19 protein-coding genes are annotated in these 18,671 nt (G+C 73.3%); 10 read left to right on the top strand and 9 right to left on the bottom strand.

The window, feature by feature from the left end:
- Positions 1 to 75 precede the first annotated feature (75 nt).
- From ABT041_RS07240 to ABT041_RS07230, 3 genes are read left to right on the top strand one after another with little or no spacing between them, the layout of a single operon-like run.
- Positions 76 to 1,320, top strand: coding sequence for a GNAT family N-acetyltransferase (locus ABT041_RS07240; RefSeq protein ID WP_351180374.1), 1,245 nt, complete (start codon positions 76 to 78; stop codon positions 1,318 to 1,320).
- Between the two features lie 44 nt (positions 1,321 to 1,364).
- Positions 1,365 to 1,988 carry a TetR/AcrR family transcriptional regulator gene (locus ABT041_RS07235; RefSeq protein WP_351180371.1) on the top strand — a complete coding sequence of 208 codons (624 nt, stop codon included), beginning with the start codon at positions 1,365 to 1,367 and terminating at the stop codon, positions 1,986 to 1,988.
- Positions 1,989 to 2,048: 60 nt separating this feature from the next.
- Entirely contained in the window at positions 2,049 to 4,037 is a 1,989-nt protein-coding gene (locus tag ABT041_RS07230; RefSeq protein ID WP_351180368.1) for a HelD family protein, read from the top strand.
- A 399-nt stretch (positions 4,038 to 4,436) separates the two neighbouring features.
- Here ABT041_RS07230 and ABT041_RS07225 read toward each other — a convergent pair whose 3' ends face one another.
- Genes ABT041_RS07225 through ABT041_RS07215 form a run of 3 tightly spaced genes read right to left on the bottom strand, consistent with a single transcriptional unit; the run spans position 4,437 to position 5,963 of the window.
- On the bottom strand, positions 4,437 to 5,021 hold the full coding sequence (locus tag ABT041_RS07225; protein ID WP_502976399.1) for a DinB family protein: 585 nt from the start codon (positions 5,019 to 5,021) through the stop codon (positions 4,437 to 4,439).
- Between the two features lie 35 nt (positions 5,022 to 5,056).
- Positions 5,057 to 5,473 carry a VOC family protein gene (locus ABT041_RS07220; RefSeq protein WP_351180365.1) on the bottom strand — a complete coding sequence of 139 codons (417 nt, stop codon included), beginning with the start codon at positions 5,471 to 5,473 and terminating at the stop codon, positions 5,057 to 5,059.
- Positions 5,474 to 5,483: 10 nt separating this feature from the next.
- Positions 5,484 to 5,963 carry a helix-turn-helix transcriptional regulator gene (locus tag ABT041_RS07215; protein ID WP_351181028.1) on the bottom strand — a complete coding sequence of 160 codons (480 nt, stop codon included), beginning with the start codon at positions 5,961 to 5,963 and terminating at the stop codon, positions 5,484 to 5,486.
- Positions 5,964 to 6,099: 136 nt separating this feature from the next.
- Between ABT041_RS07215 and ABT041_RS07210 the strand changes: the two genes are divergently transcribed.
- The 3 genes from ABT041_RS07210 to ABT041_RS07200 all read left to right on the top strand — a co-directional run bounded on the left by ABT041_RS07210 (position 6,100) and on the right by ABT041_RS07200 (position 7,531).
- Positions 6,100 to 6,492 (top strand): helix-turn-helix domain-containing protein, encoded by a 393-nt coding sequence (locus ABT041_RS07210; RefSeq protein WP_502976398.1) that lies wholly within the window; start codon positions 6,100 to 6,102, stop codon positions 6,490 to 6,492.
- A 27-nt stretch (positions 6,493 to 6,519) separates the two neighbouring features.
- Entirely contained in the window at positions 6,520 to 7,092 is a 573-nt protein-coding gene (locus tag ABT041_RS07205) for a prolipoprotein diacylglyceryl transferase (RefSeq protein ID WP_351180362.1), read from the top strand.
- A 91-nt stretch (positions 7,093 to 7,183) separates the two neighbouring features.
- Positions 7,184 to 7,531: a DUF2516 family protein gene (locus ABT041_RS07200; protein ID WP_351180359.1), complete on the top strand. Its 348-nt coding sequence runs from the start codon at positions 7,184 to 7,186 to the stop codon at positions 7,529 to 7,531.
- 31 nt (positions 7,532 to 7,562) lie between these two features.
- Here the strand turns inward: ABT041_RS07200 and ABT041_RS07195 are convergent, their stop codons facing one another.
- From ABT041_RS07195 to ABT041_RS07185, 3 genes are all read right to left on the bottom strand, one after another.
- Positions 7,563 to 8,801 (bottom strand): PP2C family protein-serine/threonine phosphatase, encoded by a 1,239-nt coding sequence (locus tag ABT041_RS07195; RefSeq protein ID WP_351180356.1) that lies wholly within the window; start codon positions 8,799 to 8,801, stop codon positions 7,563 to 7,565.
- A gap of 327 nt (positions 8,802 to 9,128) precedes the next feature.
- Positions 9,129 to 10,178: a C40 family peptidase gene (locus ABT041_RS07190; protein ID WP_351180353.1), complete on the bottom strand. Its 1,050-nt coding sequence runs from the start codon at positions 10,176 to 10,178 to the stop codon at positions 9,129 to 9,131.
- A gap of 368 nt (positions 10,179 to 10,546) precedes the next feature.
- Positions 10,547 to 11,347 carry a class I SAM-dependent methyltransferase gene (locus ABT041_RS07185; protein WP_351180350.1) on the bottom strand — a complete coding sequence of 267 codons (801 nt, stop codon included), beginning with the start codon at positions 11,345 to 11,347 and terminating at the stop codon, positions 10,547 to 10,549.
- Between the two features lie 188 nt (positions 11,348 to 11,535).
- On the opposite strand from ABT041_RS07185, the gene mshA reads away from it, so the two are divergent.
- Both mshA and ABT041_RS07175 read left to right on the top strand, forming a co-directional pair.
- The gene (gene mshA, locus ABT041_RS07180; protein WP_351180347.1) at positions 11,536 to 12,903 is read left to right on the top strand and encodes a D-inositol-3-phosphate glycosyltransferase; all 1,368 of its coding nucleotides are present in this window, start codon (positions 11,536 to 11,538) and stop codon (positions 12,901 to 12,903) included.
- Complete coding sequence (locus tag ABT041_RS07175; protein ID WP_351180344.1) at positions 12,896 to 13,408, top strand: type III secretion system chaperone family protein; 513 nt, start codon at positions 12,896 to 12,898, stop codon at positions 13,406 to 13,408. Before mshA ends, ABT041_RS07175 begins: the two co-directional genes overlap by 8 nt.
- On the opposite strand, the gene ABT041_RS07170 is transcribed toward ABT041_RS07175, so the two are convergent.
- On the bottom strand, positions 13,365 to 14,345 hold the full coding sequence (locus ABT041_RS07170; protein WP_351180340.1) for an AraC family transcriptional regulator: 981 nt from the start codon (positions 14,343 to 14,345) through the stop codon (positions 13,365 to 13,367). The two genes, ABT041_RS07175 and ABT041_RS07170, sit on opposite strands and share 44 nt — an antisense overlap.
- Positions 14,346 to 14,439: 94 nt before the next feature.
- Here ABT041_RS07170 and ABT041_RS07165 point away from each other — a divergent pair, with 94 nt between their 5' ends.
- The gene (locus ABT041_RS07165; protein ID WP_351180337.1) at positions 14,440 to 15,354 is read left to right on the top strand and encodes an MBL fold metallo-hydrolase; all 915 of its coding nucleotides are present in this window, start codon (positions 14,440 to 14,442) and stop codon (positions 15,352 to 15,354) included.
- Position 15,355: 1 nt separating this feature from the next.
- Here the strand turns inward: ABT041_RS07165 and ABT041_RS07160 are convergent, their stop codons facing one another.
- The gene (locus ABT041_RS07160) at positions 15,356 to 16,693 is read right to left on the bottom strand and encodes an MDR family MFS transporter (RefSeq protein WP_351180334.1); all 1,338 of its coding nucleotides are present in this window, start codon (positions 16,691 to 16,693) and stop codon (positions 15,356 to 15,358) included.
- A gap of 125 nt (positions 16,694 to 16,818) precedes the next feature.
- Between ABT041_RS07160 and ABT041_RS07155 the strand changes: the two genes are divergently transcribed.
- Positions 16,819 to 17,577 (top strand): phosphoglyceromutase, encoded by a 759-nt coding sequence (locus tag ABT041_RS07155; RefSeq protein WP_351180331.1) that lies wholly within the window; start codon positions 16,819 to 16,821, stop codon positions 17,575 to 17,577.
- 96 nt (positions 17,578 to 17,673) lie between these two features.
- On the opposite strand, the gene ABT041_RS07150 is transcribed toward ABT041_RS07155, so the two are convergent.
- Positions 17,674 to 18,405, bottom strand: a complete 732-nt coding sequence (locus ABT041_RS07150; RefSeq protein ID WP_351180328.1) for an SCO4225 family membrane protein — start codon at positions 18,403 to 18,405, stop codon at positions 17,674 to 17,676.
- Positions 18,406 to 18,671 lie beyond the last annotated feature (266 nt).

Raw genomic sequence — 18,671 nt, 5'->3', positions numbered from 1 at the left:
GCTTGGTCGACGACCTGTCGGCCCAGCGCCGAAAAGCTGGTGCGGGGCCGGCCGGGCCGTGCGTAGGGTCGGAGGATGACCTTCGACGTGCGTGCGGTGACGGAGTCCGAGTTCCGTGAATGGCAGCGGGCGCTGCGCGTCGGCTTCCTCCGGACCCCCGTCGTCTCCGACGAGGAGTTCGCCGACCGGCTGGCCCAGGCGGATCTGGACCGGACGCTGGGGGCCTTCGACGGGGGCCGGATCGTCGCCACCTTCCGGTCCTTCCGGCAGGAGGTCAGCACGGTCGGCGGCGGCAGTCTCACCGCCGACGCGATCACCCAGGTCACGGTCTCGCCGACGCACCGCAGGCGCGGGCTGCTCAGCAGGATGATGGCCGCCGACCTGGCCGCCGCGAAGGAGCGGGGCGACGCGGTCGCGACCCTGATCGCCGCCGAGTACCCGATCTACGGGCGGTACGGCTTCGGCGTGGCGAGCTGGACCGCCGAGTGGAGCGTGGACGTGCGGCGGGCGGGTCTCGACCCGCGCCGCTCGGGCCGTCCCGAGGACGGCGGCCGGATCGATCTGACGGACGGCGACGAGATCCGCAGGACCGGCCCCGAACTGCACCGCCGTCTCGCCGGTGTCCGCGCCGGGGTGACCAACCGCGACAAGCGGGACTGGGAGCGCGGCACGGGGCTCGGTTACCAGAGCGATCCGTGGCGGGAGCCGTACTACGCGATGTACCGGTCGGCCTCCGGCGAGGTCGAGGGGTACGTGGCGTACACCGCCGACGACAAGTGGGACGACACGAAGCAGCCGGTGAACACGGCGAGCGTGCGGGACCTCGTGGCGGTCACCCCGGCCGCCGAGCGTGCCCTGTGGCACTACCTCTGCTCGGTCGACTGGATCGCCACGGTCCGCTCCGGCCACCGGGCGCCCGACGACCCGCTGCCGCTGCTCCTTCCCGACCCGCGCGCGGCCAGGATGGTGACGTACGCGGACATGCTGTGGGTCCGGGTCCTGGACGTGGCCCGGGTCCTGGAGAGCCGGACGTATCCGGTGGAGGACGGTCTCGTCCTGGAGGTGCGGGACGCCGACGGGCTCGCGGGCGGGCGCTTCCGGCTCGACGCGTCCGCGGCGGGCGCGGCCTGTGTCCGTACCGCCGAGTCCGCCGATCTCGCCTTCGACGTCGCCGAGTTGGGCACCCTCGCGTTCGGTGACGAGTCGGCCGTACGGCTGTCCCGGCTCGGGCGCGTGGAGGAGCTGACGCCCGGTGCGGCGGCCCGTGCGGACCTGCTGTTCCGCACGCCGCTGCGGCCGTTCTCGCCGGACATCTTCTGAGCCCCGGGCTCACTAGGATGGACGTCTCTCAAAGGAGATGTCCCGTGAAGCCGGAGTACCCGACCGGGTTGCGCGAGCGGAAGAAGGCGCGCACCCGGCAAGCCCTGTCGGACGCCGCCATCGCGCTCTTCCTGGAGAGGGGTTTCGACGGGGTCTCCGTCGCGGAGGTGGCCGCCGCCGCCGAGGTGTCGAAGCCGACGCTCTTCCGGTACTTCCCGGCCAAGGAGGATCTGGTCCTCCATCGGTTCGCCGACCACGAGGACGAGTCCGCGCGCGTGGTGGAGGCCGGGCGGGCCGACGGTACGGCGCCGCTCGACGCGCTGTACGCGCACCTGCTCGACGGGCTCGAACGGCGCGATCCGGTCACCGGTCTTTGCGACGTGCCCGCGGTCCTCGCGTACCACCGGCTGCTGTACGGGACGCCCGCCCTGCTCGCGGCGATCCACGGCTACCAGCAGCGGTCGGAGGAGGTCCTCGCGCGGGCGCTGGGTGGTGATCCGCTGGTGGCGCGGCTCGCGGCGGGGCAGATCGTGGCGGTGCTGCGGGTCCTGGCGAACGAGAACGTGGCCCGGCTGATGGCCGGCGACCCGATCGAGGAGGTGGGGCGGGACGCGGTGGTGGGGGCGGAGAAGGCGTTCCGCTCGCTGCGGCAGGGGCTCCCGTACTGACCCCGGCTGAATCCAAGTAAAAAATGTAACCGAGTAACGTTTTCCGTTAGGCTTGCCGGAATGACGTCACTGGACCTTGAGCTCGCCCGCGAACGCTCCCACCACGACGCCTGCCGCGCCGCCCTGATCCGCATGACCGAGGACATCGCCGACCAGGTCGTCATCGGCGAGGACGTCGCCGCGTCCGGCGCCGACGCCGAAGCGCTCGGCTACCACCTGCGCAGCCGCGCCAAGGAGATGGGCGACATGCCGCCCGGGCCGCTGTTCTTCGGGCGGCTCGACCGCGAGGACGGCCAGATCCACCACATCGGCCGCCGCAGGATCGCCGAACACCCGGCCGCCCCGCCGCTCGTCGTCGACTGGCGCGCGCCCGTCTCCCGCGCCTACTACCAGGCCGGCGCGCACGACCCGCAGGGCGTCCTGCGGCGCCGCCGCTTCGGCTGGGCCCCGCACAGCGAGGGCGCCACCGAGGACCTGACCGCCCTGGAGGACGAACGCCTCACCGGCGGCGGCGGGGCGGGGACCGTGAGCGCCCTCGTCACCGGGGAGATCGAGCGCCCCCGGGTCGGCCCCATGCGGGACATCGCCGCCACCATCCAGCCCGAACAGGACGACCTCGTACGCTCCGAGCCCGCCGCCTCCCTGTGCGTGCAGGGCGCCCCCGGCACCGGCAAGACCGCGGTGGGCCTGCACCGGGCCGCGTACCTCCTCTACACCCATCCGCAGCGCATCCGCCGCTCCGGCCTCCTCGTCCTCGGCCCCCACCGGGCCTTCCTCGCGTACATCTCCGAGGTGCTGCCCTCGCTCGGCGAGACCGGCGTCCGGCAGGCCACCCTCGACGAGGAGATCGCCCGCCACCCGGTCCGGGCCGAGGACGGCGAGGCGGCGGCCCTGGTCAAGCACGACGCCCGCATGGCGCGGGTGCTGCACCGCGCGCTGTACGGCAGGGTCGATCCGGCCCCCGCGGAGGACCTCGCCGTCCCCGACGGCACGTACCACTGGCGGCTCCCGGCGGCCGAACTCGCCGCGATCGTCTCGGCGGTACGGGAGGAGGCACCGCCCTACGCGACCGGCCGCGAACGGGTCCGCGCCCGGGTCGTCCGGGCCCTCCAGCTCCGGGCCGAACGCCGCTCGGGGCCGATGGGCGCTGCCTGGGCGCGGAAGATCGAACGGGCGCGGGCGGTGACGGCGTTCCTCGACGCGTGCTGGCCGAGGACGAGCCCCGAGGAGGTCCTCGCCGAGGTCCTGACGCACCCCGACGACCCCGCGCTGAGCGAGACCGAACGTGCGGCGATCCGCTGGGCGCGGCCGCCCCGTTCGTACCGCTCGGCGCGCTGGTCGGCGGCCGACCTCGTGCTCCTCGACGAGCTCGCCGGCCTCGTCGAACGCCCCGAGAGCTACGGGCACGTGGTCGTCGACGAGGCCCAGGACCTCTCGCCCATGCAGTGCCGGGCCATCGCCCGCCGCACCGAGTTCGGTTCGCTCACCGTCCTCGGGGACCTCGCCCAGGGGACGACCCCGTGGGCGGCCCGCGACTGGGCCCAGCAGCTGGCCCACCTGGGCAAGGCCGGGACGCCCGTCGTGCCGCTGACCCTCGGCTACCGGGTGCCCGCGGCGATCGTCGACCTCGCCAACCGGCTCCTGCCGCGGCTGGGCGCCGATGTGCCCGCCGGGCGTTCGGTGCGCAGGGACGGAGAGGTGACCGTCCACCGGGCGCCGGACCTGGCCGCCGGGGTCCGCGAGGCCGTGCGGGCCGCACTGGCGGCCGAGGGCTCGGTGGGGGTGATCACGGCCGACGGGCTGCTGGAGGCGGTGGCGGACGCGGTCCGCGGCTGCGGTGGGGGCGGGCGGGTGAGCGTGCTGCCCGCGTCCGTCGTCAAGGGCCTGGAGTTCGACCACGTCGTGGTCGTCGAACCGGCCGCGATCGTGGCGGCCGAGGCGCGCGGCGCGAACCGGCTGTACGTGGTGCTCACCCGGGCCGTGTCACGCCTCGCGCTGGTGCACCGGGAGGAGCTTCCGGAGTGGCTGGACCCCCGTACGGGGAGGTGAGTTCGGCGTCGATCCCGGCCGGGGCGGTGCGGGGAGGAGCAGGGCGGCGGCGAGTCGGCCGGCGCTCATGCCGCCATGGTCATCTGCCGGGGCTCGGCGGAGGCCGCGGGGCGGCGCAGGACGGTGAGGGCGACGGTCAGGGCGAGGAGGAGAAGCCCGGCGCCGGTGCCGAAGGCCAGGTGGTAACCACCGGTCAGCGCCTCGGCGTTCGGCTTCCCGGCCTCCGAGAGGGACTCGGTGCGGGCGGCGGCCAGGGTGGAGAGGACGGCGACGCCGAGGCCTTACCCCGTGTGCGGTGCGGAACGCCTGCCCACGACCGGGCGTGGCGGGGGCGCGGTCCACACCGAGCGCCGGGCCGCAACCCCGGCCCGGCGGAGGCGCGGTGCAGCCGAGGGACGGCTACACGCCCCGCACCCCGTCGATGCGTTCTCGCAAGAGGTCCGCGTGGCCGTTGTGCCGGGCGTACTCCTCGATCATGTGGATCAGCACCCAGCGGAGCGACACCGTCCCCCGCCACTCGTCCCACCCCGAGACGTCCAGGCTCGGCGCCTCCGCCGTGAAGCGGTCCGCGAAGGCCACCGCCTCGCGCCACGCCTCCCAGGCCTCCGTCACGGCCGACGGCCCCGGCGCGGCCTCGTCGAAGTCGCCGTCCGGGGACGCCGGCGAGGAGAAGAGCGGGCGCGCGTCCTTCTGGCCCGCGAGGATCTCGCGGAACCAGTGGCGCTCGACATCGGCCAGGTGCCGGACCAGGCCGAGGAGGGACAGCGTCGACGGTTCGACCGACCTGACGGCCAGCTCGTCGTCCAGCCCCGCGCACTTGAGGACCAGCGTCGCCCGCTGGTCCGCGAGGAACCCGGCGAGCATCGGCAGCTCGTCCCCGGTCGAGGGACCGGCGAACCGCCCCGGCCCCGCGACCCCCGTCTCGTCGAGGACGTCCGCGCGCCGGCTGGGCGCCGTCACGTCGTTCTGCTCTTCAACTGTCATGCTGTCCCTCCCCGTTGGGCTTTCAGGCCATACTGTCAGGCTTTCGGCTGCGCGAAGCGGATCATGTTGCCGGCCGGGTCGCGGAAGGCGCAGTCGCGGACGCCGTAGTGCTGGTCGACCGGCTCCTGGAGGACCTCGGCGCCGGCCGCCCGGACGCGTTCGAAGGTGGCGTCGACGTCCTGCGTGGAGAAGATGACGCCGCGCAGCAGGCCCTTGCCGAGGAGGTCCGTGACCGCCTTGCGGTCGGCCTCGGAGGCGCTGGGGTCGGGGAGCGGGGTCTCCAGGACGACCGCCACGTCCGGCTGCGCGGGGGACCCGAGGGTCACCCAGCGCATCCCCTCGTAGCCGACGTCGTTGCGGACCTCCAGGCCGAGGGCGTCGCGGTAGAAACCGAGCGCCGCGTCGGCGTCGTCGACGGTGATGAAGCACTGCGAGAGCTTGATGTTGTCCATGCCGACGACGCTACGGCGAGGCGCTCGTTCCCGCTTCTCCGATCCTGACCGCTTCACCGGGGCCGCCGGGACCGACGGCCTCACCGGGACCGACGGCGTCACCGGGGCCGCCCGGACCGCCCGCTGTACCGGGACCGCCAGGAGCATTCCTCACCGGCCGCGTCAGCACCTTCGCCACGCACGCCGGCATCGCCGCGCCCTCCTCGTGGCCGCGCGCCCGGTACGCGCTCGGCGTCTCGCCCACCAGCTCCGTGAACCGCGAGCTGAACGACCCGAGCGACGTACAGCCCACCTCGAAGCAGACCTCCGTCACGCTCAGGTCCCCCCGCCGCAGCAGCGCCTTCGCCCGCTCGACGCGGCGGGTCATCAGATAGCTGTACGGGGTCTCGCCGAAGGCCGCCCGGAAGCTGCGGGCGAAGTGGCCCGTCGACATCAGGGCGACCCTCGCCAGGGCCGGTACGTCCAGCGGCGAGGCGTAGTCGCGGTCCATGGTGTCCCGCGCGCGGCGCAGTCGTTTCAGGTCCTCCAGGTCCACGCCCCCAGGATGGCACGGCCCGCCCCGCCCCGGGGGCGACTCTTGCAAGCAGGTGCTTGCAATAGTTAGCAAAGGCTGGCATGGTCGGAGCATGGCATCGCTCAACGTCGGCAATCTCGGTGAGTACCTCCGCGAACAGCGGCGGACCGCGCAGCTCTCCCTGCGGCAGCTCGCCGACGCCGCCGGGGTGTCGAACCCGTACCTCAGCCAGATCGAGCGCGGGCTGCGCAAGCCGAGCGCCGAGGTCCTGCAGCAGGTCGCGAAGGCGCTGCGGATCTCCGCCGAGACCCTCTACGTACGGGCCGGGATCCTCGACGAGAAGGAGCGGGAGGAGCTGGAGACGCGCGCCGTCATCCTGGCCGATCCCTCGATCAACGAGCGGCAGAAGCAGGTGCTGCTCCAGATCTACGACTCCTTCCGCAAGGAGAACGCCGCCGACGCCGCCGCGGAAGCCGCGCCCGATGCCACACCGCCTTCGAGCTAGTACGTCATCTCCGGGAGGAACACCAGCATGGCCATCATCGACGAACTGCGTACCCCTCTCTACTTCGCCGCCGGCACCGCCGACCTCGCCGTCCAGCAGGCCAAGAAGGTCCCCGGCCTGATCGAGCAGCTCGCCGCCGAGGCGCCCGCGCGCATCGACGCCGTACGGAAGACCGACCCGAAGGCCGTGCAGGAGAAGGTGACCGCGCAGGCCAAGGAGGCCCAGGCCACCGTGCAGTCGAAGTTCGCCGAGGTCGTCGGCGGCCTCGACACGGACCTCAAGAAGCTCGGCGAGACCGCCCAGGACCTGGCCCTGCGCGGGGTCGGCGTCGCCGCCGAGTACGCGGTGAAGGCGCGCGAGAAGTACGAGGAGGTCGCCGCCCACGGCGAGGAGGCCGTCAGGGCCTGGCGCGGCGAGGTCGCCGAGGAGATCACCGAGATCGCCGTCGTCGTCGAGCCGGAGCCGGAGGCCAGGACCGAGGCGAAGAAGGACGGGGAGCCCGAGGCCGCCGAGCCCGAGGCCAAGAAGCCGGCCGCCCGCAAGACCACCGCCCGCAAGGCTCCCGCCAAGAAGGCGACGGTCGCCGCCGAGAAGGAGTAGGGCCGGGCACCAATTCGGGTACCCGGTGCGTTGTACCGGGTACCTTGACCGCGAGGCGCTCTTTCTCCATCCCCACTAGGCGGTGCTCAGCATGTTGCGCGCGGGATTCGACTCCCTTCTCTCCCTGGTGATCTTCCTGGTCTTCACCGGCTTCGCCGTCGCCGCGCTCGTCTTCGCCGCCATGGCGCGCGAGGACGCCTACCGCGCCGCCGACAAGCAGACGAAGAAGTTCTGGCTGATCATCCTGGGCATCAACCTCGCCCTGAACCTGCTGCTGCCGATGCTGTTCCTGCAGATCGCGGGCCTGATCGCCGCCATCGTCTTCATGGTGGACGTCCGCCCCGCGCTCGCGCAGGTCTCCGGCGGAGGCCGTGGCGGCCGCCGTGGCGGCGGCTCCAGCAGCGACGGACCGTACGGTCCCTACAACGGCGGCCGCTAACAAGCCGGCCGAGAAGAGCGGGGCCCGGGTCTCAGACCCGGGTCCTGTCCCTTTCCAGGGCCAGGACCGCGACGTCGTCCGTCAGCTCGCCCCCGTTCAGGGACCTGACCTCCGTCACCGCCGCCTCCAGGAGCTCCTCGCCCCGCAGGCCCGAGGCCAGCTGCCGGTTGATCATCTCGACCATCCCGTCCTGGCCGAGCCGCGCCGAGCCGGGGCCCGCCGAGCGGCCCTCGATGAGCCCGTCCGTGTACATGAGCAGGCTCCACGCCCCGCCCAGCTCGACCTGCCGGCGCGGCCAGCGGGCGCGCGGCAGCAGTCCGAGGGCCGGGCCGCCGTCCTCGTACGGGAGGAGCCGTGCCGTCCGCCCCTGCCGGGCGATCAGCGGCGAGGGGTGTCCGGCCAGGCAGAGGCCGGCCCGGCGCCCGTCGGGCGCGATGTCGACGGTGCAGAGGGTCGCGAAGATCTCCTCGCTCTCCCGCTCGTGCTCCAGGACCTGCTGCATCGTCGAGAGCAGTTCGTCCCCGCAGAGGCCCGCGAAGGTCAGGGCACGCCAGGCGATCCGCAGCTCGACGCCGAGCGCGGCCTCGTCGGGGCCGTGCCCGCAGACGTCGCCGATCATGGCGTGGACGGTGCCGTCGGGGGTGCGGACGACGTCGTAGAAGTCGCCGCCGAGCAGGGCGCGGGAGCGTCCGGGCCGGTAGTGGGCGGCGAAGCGGAGGTCGGAGCCCTCCAGGAGCGGGGTGGGGAGCAGCCCGCGTTCCAGGCGGGCGTTCTCCTGGGCGCGCAGCCGGGACTCGGCCAGCTTCACCTGGACGGCGTCGGCCCGCTTGCGTTCGACGGCGTACCGGATGGCCCGGCTGAGCAGCCGCCCGTCGAGTTCCTCGCGGAAGAGGTGGTCCTGGGCCCCTACCCGTACGGCCTCGGCGGCCAGCTCGGCGTCGGCGGAGCCCGCGAGTGCGAGGACCGCGTGGCGCGGGGCGAGGCGCAGGATGTGCCGCAGCGGGGCGAGCGGGTCGTCGCCGACGGCCCCGGCGCGCGGGCCGGGCAGGGAGAGGTCGACGAGGACGCAGTGGACGTCGTCGGTGAGGAGCCGCTCGGCCTCGGTGAGGTTACGGGCGGTACGGATGCGGACCCGGGTGCCCGCGGCGTCCGCCGCGTCGAGCAGTTCGGGTACGGCGAGGGCACCCGCCGGGTCGTCCTCGACGACCAGGAGAGTGAGATCGGTGCGGTCGGTTCCTGTGACTGTGCCGGTCATGGGAGTGGCGTCCATTGGGGTGGTTTCGCCGGGTGCCGCAGCGGCAGAGACGTTTCTCTGGCGCGGTACGGATACGGGCATCGGTCCGGGTTTCCTTCCCTCCCCCCGAGGTTTCCTTCCCTCCCCCCGAAGGTGCGCGGGGCGCCCGGTGGCGTCCCGCCCGTCCCGGACCATAGCGGTAGGGCGGTGCGCAGCGGAATGGTGATCAGCCTGTGAGAGCGAGCGTCGCCCTTGGCATATGCCGCGGAAGGGGAGGTACTTGCCCCCGAAGGGTCCGCACGGCGGCCCGGATCCCATGAGAAAGGTCACGCCCCGGGGCCCCGGGGCGTGATGTGGCCGCCGTCACGAAGGGCGGACGACGCCCAGGATCTCCATCGACCCGGCGCCGGCGAGGGTCACGTTCCGCCCCGGGCGGGGCGCGTGCACGATCACGCCGTTCCCGACGTACATCCCGATGTGGCTCGCGTCCTTGAAGTAGACGATCAGGTCGCCCGGCCGCATGTCCTTGATGTCCACGTGCGGAAGCAGCCGCCACTGCTCCTGCGAGGTGCGCGGGATCCCCCGGCCGGCGGCGCCCCAGGCGCGCTGGGTCAGCCCGGAGCAGTCGTACGAGCCCGGTCCCTCGGCGCCCCAGACGTACGGCTTGCCGATCTGGGCCGTCGCGAACTCGACCGCCCTCCTGCCCTCCGCGGTCGCGCCCGCCTGCGGGCCGTCGAGGACGCCGGTGCCGAGCCAGGTCGTCTGGGCGCGGAGCTGGGCCTGCTCCTCCAGGCGCCGCAGCCGCTCGCGCTCCTCGGCGGCGAGCTCGGACTCCAGCTTCTTCGCGGCGGCGATCTTGTCGTTGATCTCCTTCTTCGCCTTGGCCTGCTTGACGCGGATGGCCTCCAGCTTGGTCCAGTTGGTGCTGGCGTCCTTCGCGTACGTGTCCAACTCGGCCTGGGTGCGGGTCATCTCGCCCAGCAGGTCGGTGGTGGCCTTGGCGCCGGACTTGAGCCGTCCGGCGGCGTCGAGGAAGAGCTGGGGGTCGTTGGTGAGGACGAGCTGCGCGCCGTCGGGAAGTCCGCCGTTGCGGTACTGGGCGCGGGCCTGGGCGCCGGCCTTGGACTTGAGTTCCTCGATCTTCTCGCGGCCGTCCACGATCATCCGGGCGAGCCGGACGATCTCGGCGGACTGCTCCTTGGTCTTCTCCTCGGCGAGGTTGTACGCGTCGGTGGCGACGGCCGCCTTCCGATAGAGGTCGTCGATCTCCTTGCGCACCTCCTCCAGGCTCTTCTTCGGCGGCGGAGGGGGGAGCGGCGCGGCGGAGGCCTGGAGGGTCAGCGCGGGGGAGGCCAGCACGGTCAGGGCGCAGATCACGGTGATCGCGGCGGTGGCGTGGCGGCGTCGGTTCACGAGCTCCCCCTCATGTGACCCAAATCTGATTTACCGTCAGTAACTTGGCGGTGACCTTGGCGATAGTGCCATGCGAAACCGGAAAACGACAGGGGAAACCAGGGCTTGTCGGGCCTGCTCCCCCCACGGGGGACGAGTGATGCGCGTGTGACGTTCCCTCCGCGCCGGAAATTCAGGGGGAGTTAAGGAAGTCGGCGGGAAAGTCCGTCACCCGAGCGGCCTCGACGCGCCGTCACCTGACCGGACCCGGACACCCCGTCAGCCCCGTGGGCACCCGTCGTCCCGGGGCGCGCCGTCGTCCCGGGCGCGCCGTCGGTGCCGTGCCGCCCCGTCGTTCCGCGGCGCCCCGTCCACCCCGTGGCACCCCGTCAGCCCCGAGGCGCCAGCGCCTCCCAGCGCACCGTCACCTCGCCCTGGCGCCAGCGGCGCGGGCCGTCCGTCAGCGGCCAGTCCGCCGCCAGGTCGCGGACGGAGCGGATCCACCGCTGCCGGGCTCCGAGCGAGGCGTACGGGGCGGCCGCCGCCCAGGCCCGGTCGAAGTCCCGCAGGAAGGCGTGCACCGGCTCGCCCGGCACGTTCCGGTGGATCAGCGCCTTCGGCAGCCGTTCCGCCAGGTCCGAGGGCCGGTCGAGCGAGCCGAGCCGGGTCGCGAAGGTCACCGTGCGCGGCCCGTCAGCGTCGAGCGCCACCCACACGTGCCGGCGCCCGATCTCGTCGCAGGTCCCCTCCACGAGGAGCCCGCCGGGCGCGAGCCGCCCGCAGAGCCGCGCCCAGACGGCGGCGACCTGGTCCTCGTCGTACTGGCGCAGCACGTTCGCGGCCCGGATCAGGGCGACCCGGCCGGGAACCGGCACCTCGAAGCCGCCGTGCAGGAAGGACAGGCCCTCGTGCACGGCCTCGTACGGCTTCGCCGCCTCGACCCGGGCCGGCTCGATCTCGATCCCGTACAGCAGGGTGCGGGGGTCGGCGGTGCGCAGCCGGGCCAGGAGCTCGACGGCGGTCCAGGGGGCGGCCCCGTACCCGAGGTCGACGGCGAGGGGCGGCTCGGGGGAGCGGCGCAGGGCGGGGCCGTGGACGGCGGCGATCCAGCGGTCCATGCGGCGCAGCCGGTTCGGGTTGGTGGTCCCGCGGGTCGGGGTGCCGACGGGGCGTGTGGTGCGCGGGGCCATGTACATGAGCGTAAGGGGTGCTCCCGCGGCCGTCGGCCCCGGCAACGAATTGGCAAAGCAGCGGGGCCGGCGGAAATGAAAGGGGCGATTCCGGTGTTGTGGCCGCTGGAGGACGTACCGCGCCCTCCAGCCGTCATGCCCGACAGCTCAGCCGCCCAGCTCAGCCCCCGAGCGGAAGGACCGCCGACGTGAGCCAGTACGTGTCCCGGTTCGCCGGTACCCGGCACCGGCACCCGGCGCCGGCCAGGCTCCGGCTCCCCGGCCGGCACCGCACCCCCCGGCGCGTGGCCATGCTCAGCGTCCACACCTCGCCGCTGCACCAGCCCGGCACGGGCGACGCGGGCGGCATGAACGTCTACATCGTCGAGCTGGCGAAACGACTCGCCGCCATCGACATCGAGGTGGAGATCTTCACCCGGGCCACCACCGGCGGCCTCCCGCCGGTCGTCGAGCTCACCCCCGGCGTGCTCGTACGCCATGTGGACGCCGGGCCGTACGAGGGGCTGGCGAAGGAGGAGCTGCCGGCGCAGCTCTGCGCCTTCACGCACGGCGTGATGCAGGCGTGGGCGGGTCACCGGCCCGGGCACTACGACCTCGTCCACTCCCACTACTGGCTCTCCGGGCACGTCGGCTGGCTGGCCGCCGAGCGCTGGGGCGTCCCCCTCGTGCACGCCATGCACACGATGGCGAAGGTCAAGAACGCCGCGCTCGCCGAGGGCGACACGCCCGAGCCCGCGGCCCGGGTGATCGGCGAGACGCAGGTCGTCGCGGCCGCCGACCGGCTGATCGCGAACACGGCCGAGGAGGCCGACGAGCTGGCCCGCTTCTACGAGGCGGACCCGGGCAAGATCGCGGTGGTGCACCCGGGCGTCAACCTGGACCACTTCCGCCCCGCCGACGGCCGCGCGGCCGCCCGCGCCCGGCTCGGCCTGCCGCAGGACGCGTTCATCCCCGTCTTCGCCGGCCGGATACAGCCCCTGAAGGCCCCGGACATCCTGCTCAGCGCCGCCGCGCGGCTCCTGGAGCAGGACCCCTCGCTGCGCGGCCGGATGGTCGTCCCGGTGGTCGGCGGCCCGAGCGGCAGCGGCCTGGCCAAGCCGGAGCAGCTGCAGAAGCTGGCCGCCAAGCTCGGGATCTCCGACGTCGTCCGCTTCCACCCGCCGGTGGGGCAGGACCGGCTCGCGGACTGGTTCCGCGCCGCGTCGGTCCTCGTCATGCCCTCGTACAGCGAGTCCTTCGGCCTGGTCGCGATCGAGGCGCAGGCGGCGGGCACGCCGGTCGTCGCGGCTGCGGTCGGCGGTCTGCCGGTGGCCGTACGGGACGACGTGACCGGCTTCCTCGTGCAGGGCCACGACCCGGCGGACTACGCCCGGGCGCTCGCCCGCTTCGTGGCGGACCCGTCGCTGTCGGCGCGGATGGGCGAGGCGGCGGCGCTGCACGCGGGCTCCTTCGGCTGGGACACGGCCGCCTCGGGCACGGCGGACGTGTACACGGCCGCCATGCACGACCACCGGCTGCGCGAGAACCGCCGTCGCGTACGCTCGCACCATGGCTGAGACCGAGGTCGTCCGGCGGATCGTCGAGGACACGTTCAAGGACGCGGAGCTGGACTGGGAGTCCCCGGAGCCCGGCTCGTACGTCGTGAAGCTCCCGGGCACGCGGAAGCTGTTCACCACCCTGTCGCTGCGGGTGGGCCGCCACTCCGTCTCCCTCAACGCCTTCGTCATCCGGCACCCGGACGAGAACGAGGCGGGGGTCCACCGCTGGCTCCTCGAACGCAACCTCAAGCTGTACGGAGTGAGTTACGCGGTCGACGCCCTCGGCGACGTCTACCTCGCCGGCAAGCTCCCGCTGGCCGCCGTCACCCCGGAGGAGCTGGACCGGCTCCTCGGCTCGGTCCTGGAGGCGGCGGACGGCGACTTCAACACGCTCCTGGAGCTGGGCTTCGCGTCGGCGATCCGCCGGGAGTACGAGTGGCGGGTCTCGCGCGGCGAGTCGACCCGGAACCTGGACGCGTTCAAGAACCTGACGCAGAAGCCGGCGCGGAAGTCCGCGAACTGACGGTGGTGTTCCGGTACCGGCCCGGTGTCGTGCCGAACTCGCGGCGGAAGGCGTGGGACAGGGCGTACGGCGAGGCGTAGCCGACGTGGCGGGCGACGGTGGCCAGCGGGGCTTCGGTGTCACGGAGGAGGGCGGCGGCGCGGGTCAGCCGCCACCAGGTGAGGTACGCCATCGGGGGGCGGCCCACGAGGGCGGTGAAACGGCGGGCCAGGGTCGGGCGGGAGACGCCCGCCTCGGCCGCGAGCCGGTCGACGGTCCAGGGGGCGGCAGGGTCGGAGTGCAGCGCGCGCAGCGCGGCGGCCGCCACCGGGTCGCCGAGGGCCGCCGACCACCCCGCTGGGCTCCCGGCCCTGCTCCCGGCCTTGGTCTCGGCCGTCATCCAGGACCGGATCATGTAGATGAGCAGCAGGTCGAGCAGGCTGGGGAGCGCGAGGCAGGCGCCGGGCCGCCGTTCGTCCAGCTCCCCTCCCAGGAGGCCGACGGCGGCCTGGAGTTCAGGGTGGGCGCCGTCGTGGGCCGGCAGGTGGACGAGCGACGGGAGTTCGGCGAGCAGCGGGTGCGTGTGGCTGCGGTCCAGCCGGTACTTGCCGCAGAGCATCTCGACCTCGCGCGCGCGTGAAGCCGGTTCGGGTGGGCGCGGGAGGCTTCCGTCGGCCCACCGCTCGAAGGACACCGCCCGGGCGACCGTCTCCGCGTCGGCGGGCGCGTCGGCGATGACGTGTCCGGTGCCGTGCGGGAGCAGCACGGCGTCGCCCGCGCCGAGCGCGACCGGTTCGCCGCCGTCGGGCAGCAGCCAGCAGCTGCCCCCGAGGACGACGTGGAAGCCGGCCCCGTCGTACGGGGCGAGCCGGGCGCACCAGCGTCCGGTGACCCGTACCCGTTCGGAGGAGGGCTGCCCGACCCGTACGGCCGAGATCGCGTCGCTCACCACGTCCATGGCGGGAGCGTACCGCCGGCGGTGAGCTTCTCGCGTATGCGGGAGAGCAGTTGGGGCATTGAGAGGCTCAACTCCCCTCCCTACTGTCGATCGCATGACGAACGAGAGCGCACAGAGCATCGTCCTGGGGGACGTCGAGATCATCCGGATCGTCGAGTGGCAGGGCCCGTTCGCGCCCGCCGCCACCCTCGTACCGGAGGCCGGGACCGAGGTGTGGAAGGACAACGAGGAGTGGCTGGCGCCGGACCACTGGGCGCCGGACAGCGACAGCGCGGTGATGGCGCTGCAGACCTGGGTGCTGCGCAGCGGCGGGCGGACCGTCCTGGTCGACACCGGGGTGGGCGACGGGCGGGAGCGGCCCCACTCGCCGCACTTCCACCGCCGGCAGGACGGTTTCCTCGACCGGCTCGGGCGGGCGGGCATCCGGCCCGAGGACGTCGACGTCGTCGTGAACACCCATCTGCACGCGGACCACGTCGGCTGGAACACCTATGACGCGGGAGGGGAGTGGGTGCCGGCCTTCCCGAACGCCCAGTACCTCCTCCCGGCCGCCGACGACGCCCACTTCGGACCGGAGAACGGGTACGGCGGCGGCCTCCGGGAGGAGGACCGGCTGGTCTACGGGGACAGCGTGGCGCCCGTGCACCGCGCGGGGCTCGTCACGCTCTGGGACGGCTCGCACCGCGTCGACGAGAACCTCGTCCTGGAGTCCGCGCCCGGCCACACGCCCGGTTCCGCCGTGCTGAGGCTCGCCTCCGGGACCGACCGGGCGGTCTTCGTCGGCGACCTCCTCCACAGCCCTGTGCAGATCCTCGACCCGGCGCACGCCAGCTGCTTCTGCCTGGACGCGGCCGGGGCGGCGGCCAGTCGCCGCCGGATCCTCGAACGCGCCGCCGACGCGCGGGAGCTGGTCGTCCCCGCGCACTTCGGCGGGGCGGGCGCCGCCGAAGTGCGCAGGGAGGGGACGGGGTTCGCGGTGGCCGGGTGGGCGGCGTACGGGAGGGGGTGAGTCAGGCGCCGACGGAGGAGGAAGCGGAGTTCTCGGTCCGGGCGGCGGCGGGGGCGACGGGGGCGGCGACGGGGGTGTCGCTCCCGGCCTTGACGACGTCACCGGCATCGACGGCCTCGGCGGGCTCGTCCGCCAGGGCCTTCCGGAGGCGGGTGAAGTAGCCGACGGCGGCGATGACGCCGATCGCGGTGGTCGCCGTCCACAGGACGTCCGGTCCGGGCCCGCCGACGATCGCGCCGGCGCCGATGGGGGCGACGAAACCGGCGACGGCCCACGACATGCCCATCACGCCCTGGTAGCGGCCCCGGGCGTGCTCGGGGGCGAGCCGGGCGGTGGCGGCGGCGTTCGTCGGGACGTGGATCATCTCGCCGACCGTCCAGACGACCACGGTCGCGGCGAAGGCGACGGGGGAGCCGGCGAGGGCGGTCGCGCCGGTGCCGAGGGCGAAGAGGAGGGCGGACAGGGTCAGCAGCAGGACGGGGGAGCGCTTGTCGGTCAGCTTGTTGACGAGCAGCTGGAAGCCGACGATCACGATGCCGTTGACGGCGATGACGACGCCGTACGAGGAGGGGGAGAGGCCCTGGTTCGCCATGGTGAGCGGCAGGCCGATCCAGGGGGCGGTGAAGACGAGGCAGACGAGGAGGTTGAGCAGGACGAGCGTGCGGAAGGGCGCGTCGCGCAGCACGGTCAGCATGCTGACCTTCTCCTCGACGACCGGCTCTCCCCGCTTGTCGACGGCGGCGTCGGGACGGGTCTCGGGGAGCCGGAGGAAGACGATGACGGCGCACAGCGTGGTGGCGACGGCGTCGACGACGAAGAGCGTGCGGTAGCCGAGGAAGGCGGCGGCGCCGCCGGCGATGGAGGCGACGGCGAAGCCGAGGTTGAGGGCCCAGTAGTTGAGGGCGTACGCCCGGCGCACGTCGTGGGCGGGGACCATGTCGGCGATGGTCGCGTTGATGGAGGGGCGGACGCCCTGCATGGCGACGCCCATGAGGAGGACGACGGCGGCGATGGCCCAGGCGCTGGTGACGACGGCGAGGGCGGCGGCGCAGGCGGCGGCCGCGAGGTGCATGGTGACCATGGTGGGGCGCCGGCCCCAGCGGTCGGTGAGCAGACCGCCGAGCGGGGAGCCGGCGACGCCGCCGAGGCCGTGGAGGGCGACGACGAGTCCGGCGAACCAGGCGGAGTGCCCGAGCTCGACGGTCAGATAGAGGGAGAGGAAGGTGAGGACGAAGGCGCCGGTCCGGTTGACCAGCGTGGAGAGCCAGAGCCACCAGAAGCCCGGGGGGAGGCCGGAGACCGTCTCGCGGGCCGATCGTCTGAGCGAATCGATGGACATGTGTGGCGGCCCCCTGTGGTGCGTAAGCCCTGCTTCCGGCTCTCGTAACTTACGCATCTCATACGTCGGACGCCAGCGAATTGACGACGCGCGTCAATCGTCAGCGGTCGATTAGGCTCGTACGCATGGCCGACGCACCGTACAAGCTGATCCTCCTCCGCCACGGCGAGAGCGAGTGGAACGAGAAGAATCTGTTCACCGGATGGGTGGACGTGAACCTCACCGCGAAGGGCGAGAAGGAGGCGACGCGCGGCGGCGAGCTGCTCAAGGACGCCGGCCTGCTGCCCGACGTGCTGCACACCTCCCTCCAGAAGCGCGCCATCCGCACCGCGCAGCTCGCCCTCGAGGCCGCCGACCGCCACTGGATCCCGGTCAGCCGCTCGTGGCGCCTGAACGAGCGCCACTACGGCGCCCTCCAGGGCAAGGACAAGGCGCAGACCCTCGCGGAGTTCGGCGAGGAGCAGTTCATGCTGTGGCGCCGCTCGTACGACACCCCGCCGCCGGCGCTCTCGGACGACAGCGAGTACTCGCAGGCCCACGACGCCCGCTACCAGACGATCCCGCCGGAGCTGCGCCCGCAGACCGAGTGCCTCAAGGACGTCGTCGAGCGGATGCTCCCGTACTGGTACGACAACATCGTCCCGGACCTCCTCGCCGGCCGCACGGTCCTGATCGCCGCCCACGGCAACAGCCTCCGCGCGCTGGTGAAGCACCTGGACGGCATCTCGGACGCCGACATCGCCGGTCTGAACATCCCGACGGGCATCCCGCTCTCCTACGAGCTGGACGAGAACTTCAAGCCCGTCACCCCGGGCGGCACCTACCTCGACCCGGACGCCGCCGCGGCGGCCATCGAGGCCGTGAAGAACCAGGGCAAGAAGTAACAGCACGCGTGATCAAGGCCCCCACCTGCGGATTCTCCGCGGGTGGGGGCCTTGTCCGTGTCCGTGGGCCTTCCTCGGGCCCCTTGCGCGCCTTCCTCAGACGGCCGGCTGCGGTTCCCGCGTCCGCAGCCTGCGGGCGAGCAGGCCGAGCAGTACGGCGTTGACCAGCCCGGACAGCACGACGCCGAGGGAGAAGATCAACGGGCTCATCCAGGCGACCGAGGGGAAGAACTCGACGGGTGCCGACACCGCCATCGCGAGGAGGCTGAACGGCGCCGTGGCCATGAGCGGCCAGATCCCCGCGAACCCGGGATCCGGCAGCACGAACGCCGCGACCAGGAAGAACCCCAGCGCCACCGCGACCACGGCGAGGTAGCCACGCGCGAGCCAGTTGTCCACCGCGGGCGCAAGCAGGGCGCGAAGCCCCTTCGGGCGGGTGGCGACCGCGGGGGCCTTCGTGTCCGTTCTCCGTGGCGCGCCCGGGTCCGCGACGCGCGGAGTGGCGGCTCTCGTGGCGAGCGCGCCGAGCACGGCGGCGTTCACCAGGGCGCACAGGACGAGCCACACGGCCAGGGCCGCGATCGCCGTCACGTCGGCCGCGCCGTCGATCTCGGCGGCGGGGGCGAACGGGAGGAACACGCACAGGAAGGAGAGGGGCGCCGTCAGCATCAGGGCGCTTCCGGCGATGGCGCTGTCCGGGAAGAGGAACATCGCGGCGAAGGGGACGGCGAACACCGCCAGATAGCCCCGGGCGAGCCAGTTGCCCGAAGCGAGCGCGAGGAGTCGGCGGAGGCGCGGGGCGCGGCGGGGGCGGGACGCAGTCGGCATCGGTTGTTCCTCGGGTAGGTCCGTTGGTGATCTCCACGGTGGACCACGGCTCGCGCCGGGACATGAGTACACCTACTCACCGGCAGGGCCGCGGAATCCGCACCCGTCTGCGTAAGGCCCCCACTCCGCGGTGGTGGGTTCCTCGTTGTCGTGCGGGGGTTCCCGGGCGGTACCAGGTGTGTGACGGCGGGGGTGGGGTGCTGTGCGCGGGGGTGGGACGTTGCTACGTTCCCGGCAGGGGTGCGGCCGAGTGGTGGTCGCCCGTG

Origin of the sequence: Streptomyces sp. NPDC002825 (assembly GCF_040295385.1) — a bacterium.
Taxonomy (GTDB): Bacteria; Actinomycetota; Actinomycetes; order Streptomycetales; family Streptomycetaceae; genus Streptomyces.
This window is presented reverse-complemented; position numbering and strand designations above follow the sequence as displayed.

What these genes read in the sequence shown, in the direction of transcription:
- ABT041_RS07240 (WP_351180374.1), top strand. Translation starts at nt 76, where the DNA reads ATGACCTTCGACGTGCGTGCGGTGACGGAGTCCGAGTTCCGTGAATGG.
- ABT041_RS07230 (WP_351180368.1), top strand. Translation starts at nt 2,049, where the DNA reads ATGACGTCACTGGACCTTGAGCTCGCCCGCGAACGCTCCCACCACGAC.
- ABT041_RS07225 (WP_502976399.1), bottom strand. Translation starts at nt 5,021, where the DNA reads ATGACAGTTGAAGAGCAGAACGACGTGACGGCGCCCAGCCGGCGCGCG.
- ABT041_RS07220 (WP_351180365.1), bottom strand. Translation starts at nt 5,473, where the DNA reads ATGGACAACATCAAGCTCTCGCAGTGCTTCATCACCGTCGACGACGCC.
- ABT041_RS07215 (WP_351181028.1), bottom strand. Translation starts at nt 5,963, where the DNA reads ATGGACCGCGACTACGCCTCGCCGCTGGACGTACCGGCCCTGGCGAGG.
- ABT041_RS07210 (WP_502976398.1), top strand. Translation starts at nt 6,100, where the DNA reads ATGGCATCGCTCAACGTCGGCAATCTCGGTGAGTACCTCCGCGAACAG.
- ABT041_RS07205 (WP_351180362.1), top strand. Translation starts at nt 6,520, where the DNA reads ATGGCCATCATCGACGAACTGCGTACCCCTCTCTACTTCGCCGCCGGC.
- ABT041_RS07200 (WP_351180359.1), top strand. Translation starts at nt 7,184, where the DNA reads ATGTTGCGCGCGGGATTCGACTCCCTTCTCTCCCTGGTGATCTTCCTG.
- ABT041_RS07195 (WP_351180356.1), bottom strand. Translation starts at nt 8,801, where the DNA reads ATGGACGCCACTCCCATGACCGGCACAGTCACAGGAACCGACCGCACC.
- ABT041_RS07185 (WP_351180350.1), bottom strand. Translation starts at nt 11,347, where the DNA reads ATGGCCCCGCGCACCACACGCCCCGTCGGCACCCCGACCCGCGGGACC.
- ABT041_RS07175 (WP_351180344.1), top strand. Translation starts at nt 12,896, where the DNA reads ATGGCTGAGACCGAGGTCGTCCGGCGGATCGTCGAGGACACGTTCAAG.
- ABT041_RS07170 (WP_351180340.1), bottom strand. Translation starts at nt 14,345, where the DNA reads ATGGACGTGGTGAGCGACGCGATCTCGGCCGTACGGGTCGGGCAGCCC.
- ABT041_RS07165 (WP_351180337.1), top strand. Translation starts at nt 14,440, where the DNA reads ATGACGAACGAGAGCGCACAGAGCATCGTCCTGGGGGACGTCGAGATC.
- ABT041_RS07160 (WP_351180334.1), bottom strand. Translation starts at nt 16,693, where the DNA reads ATGTCCATCGATTCGCTCAGACGATCGGCCCGCGAGACGGTCTCCGGC.
- ABT041_RS07155 (WP_351180331.1), top strand. Translation starts at nt 16,819, where the DNA reads ATGGCCGACGCACCGTACAAGCTGATCCTCCTCCGCCACGGCGAGAGC.
- ABT041_RS07150 (WP_351180328.1), bottom strand. Translation starts at nt 18,405, where the DNA reads ATGCCGACTGCGTCCCGCCCCCGCCGCGCCCCGCGCCTCCGCCGACTC.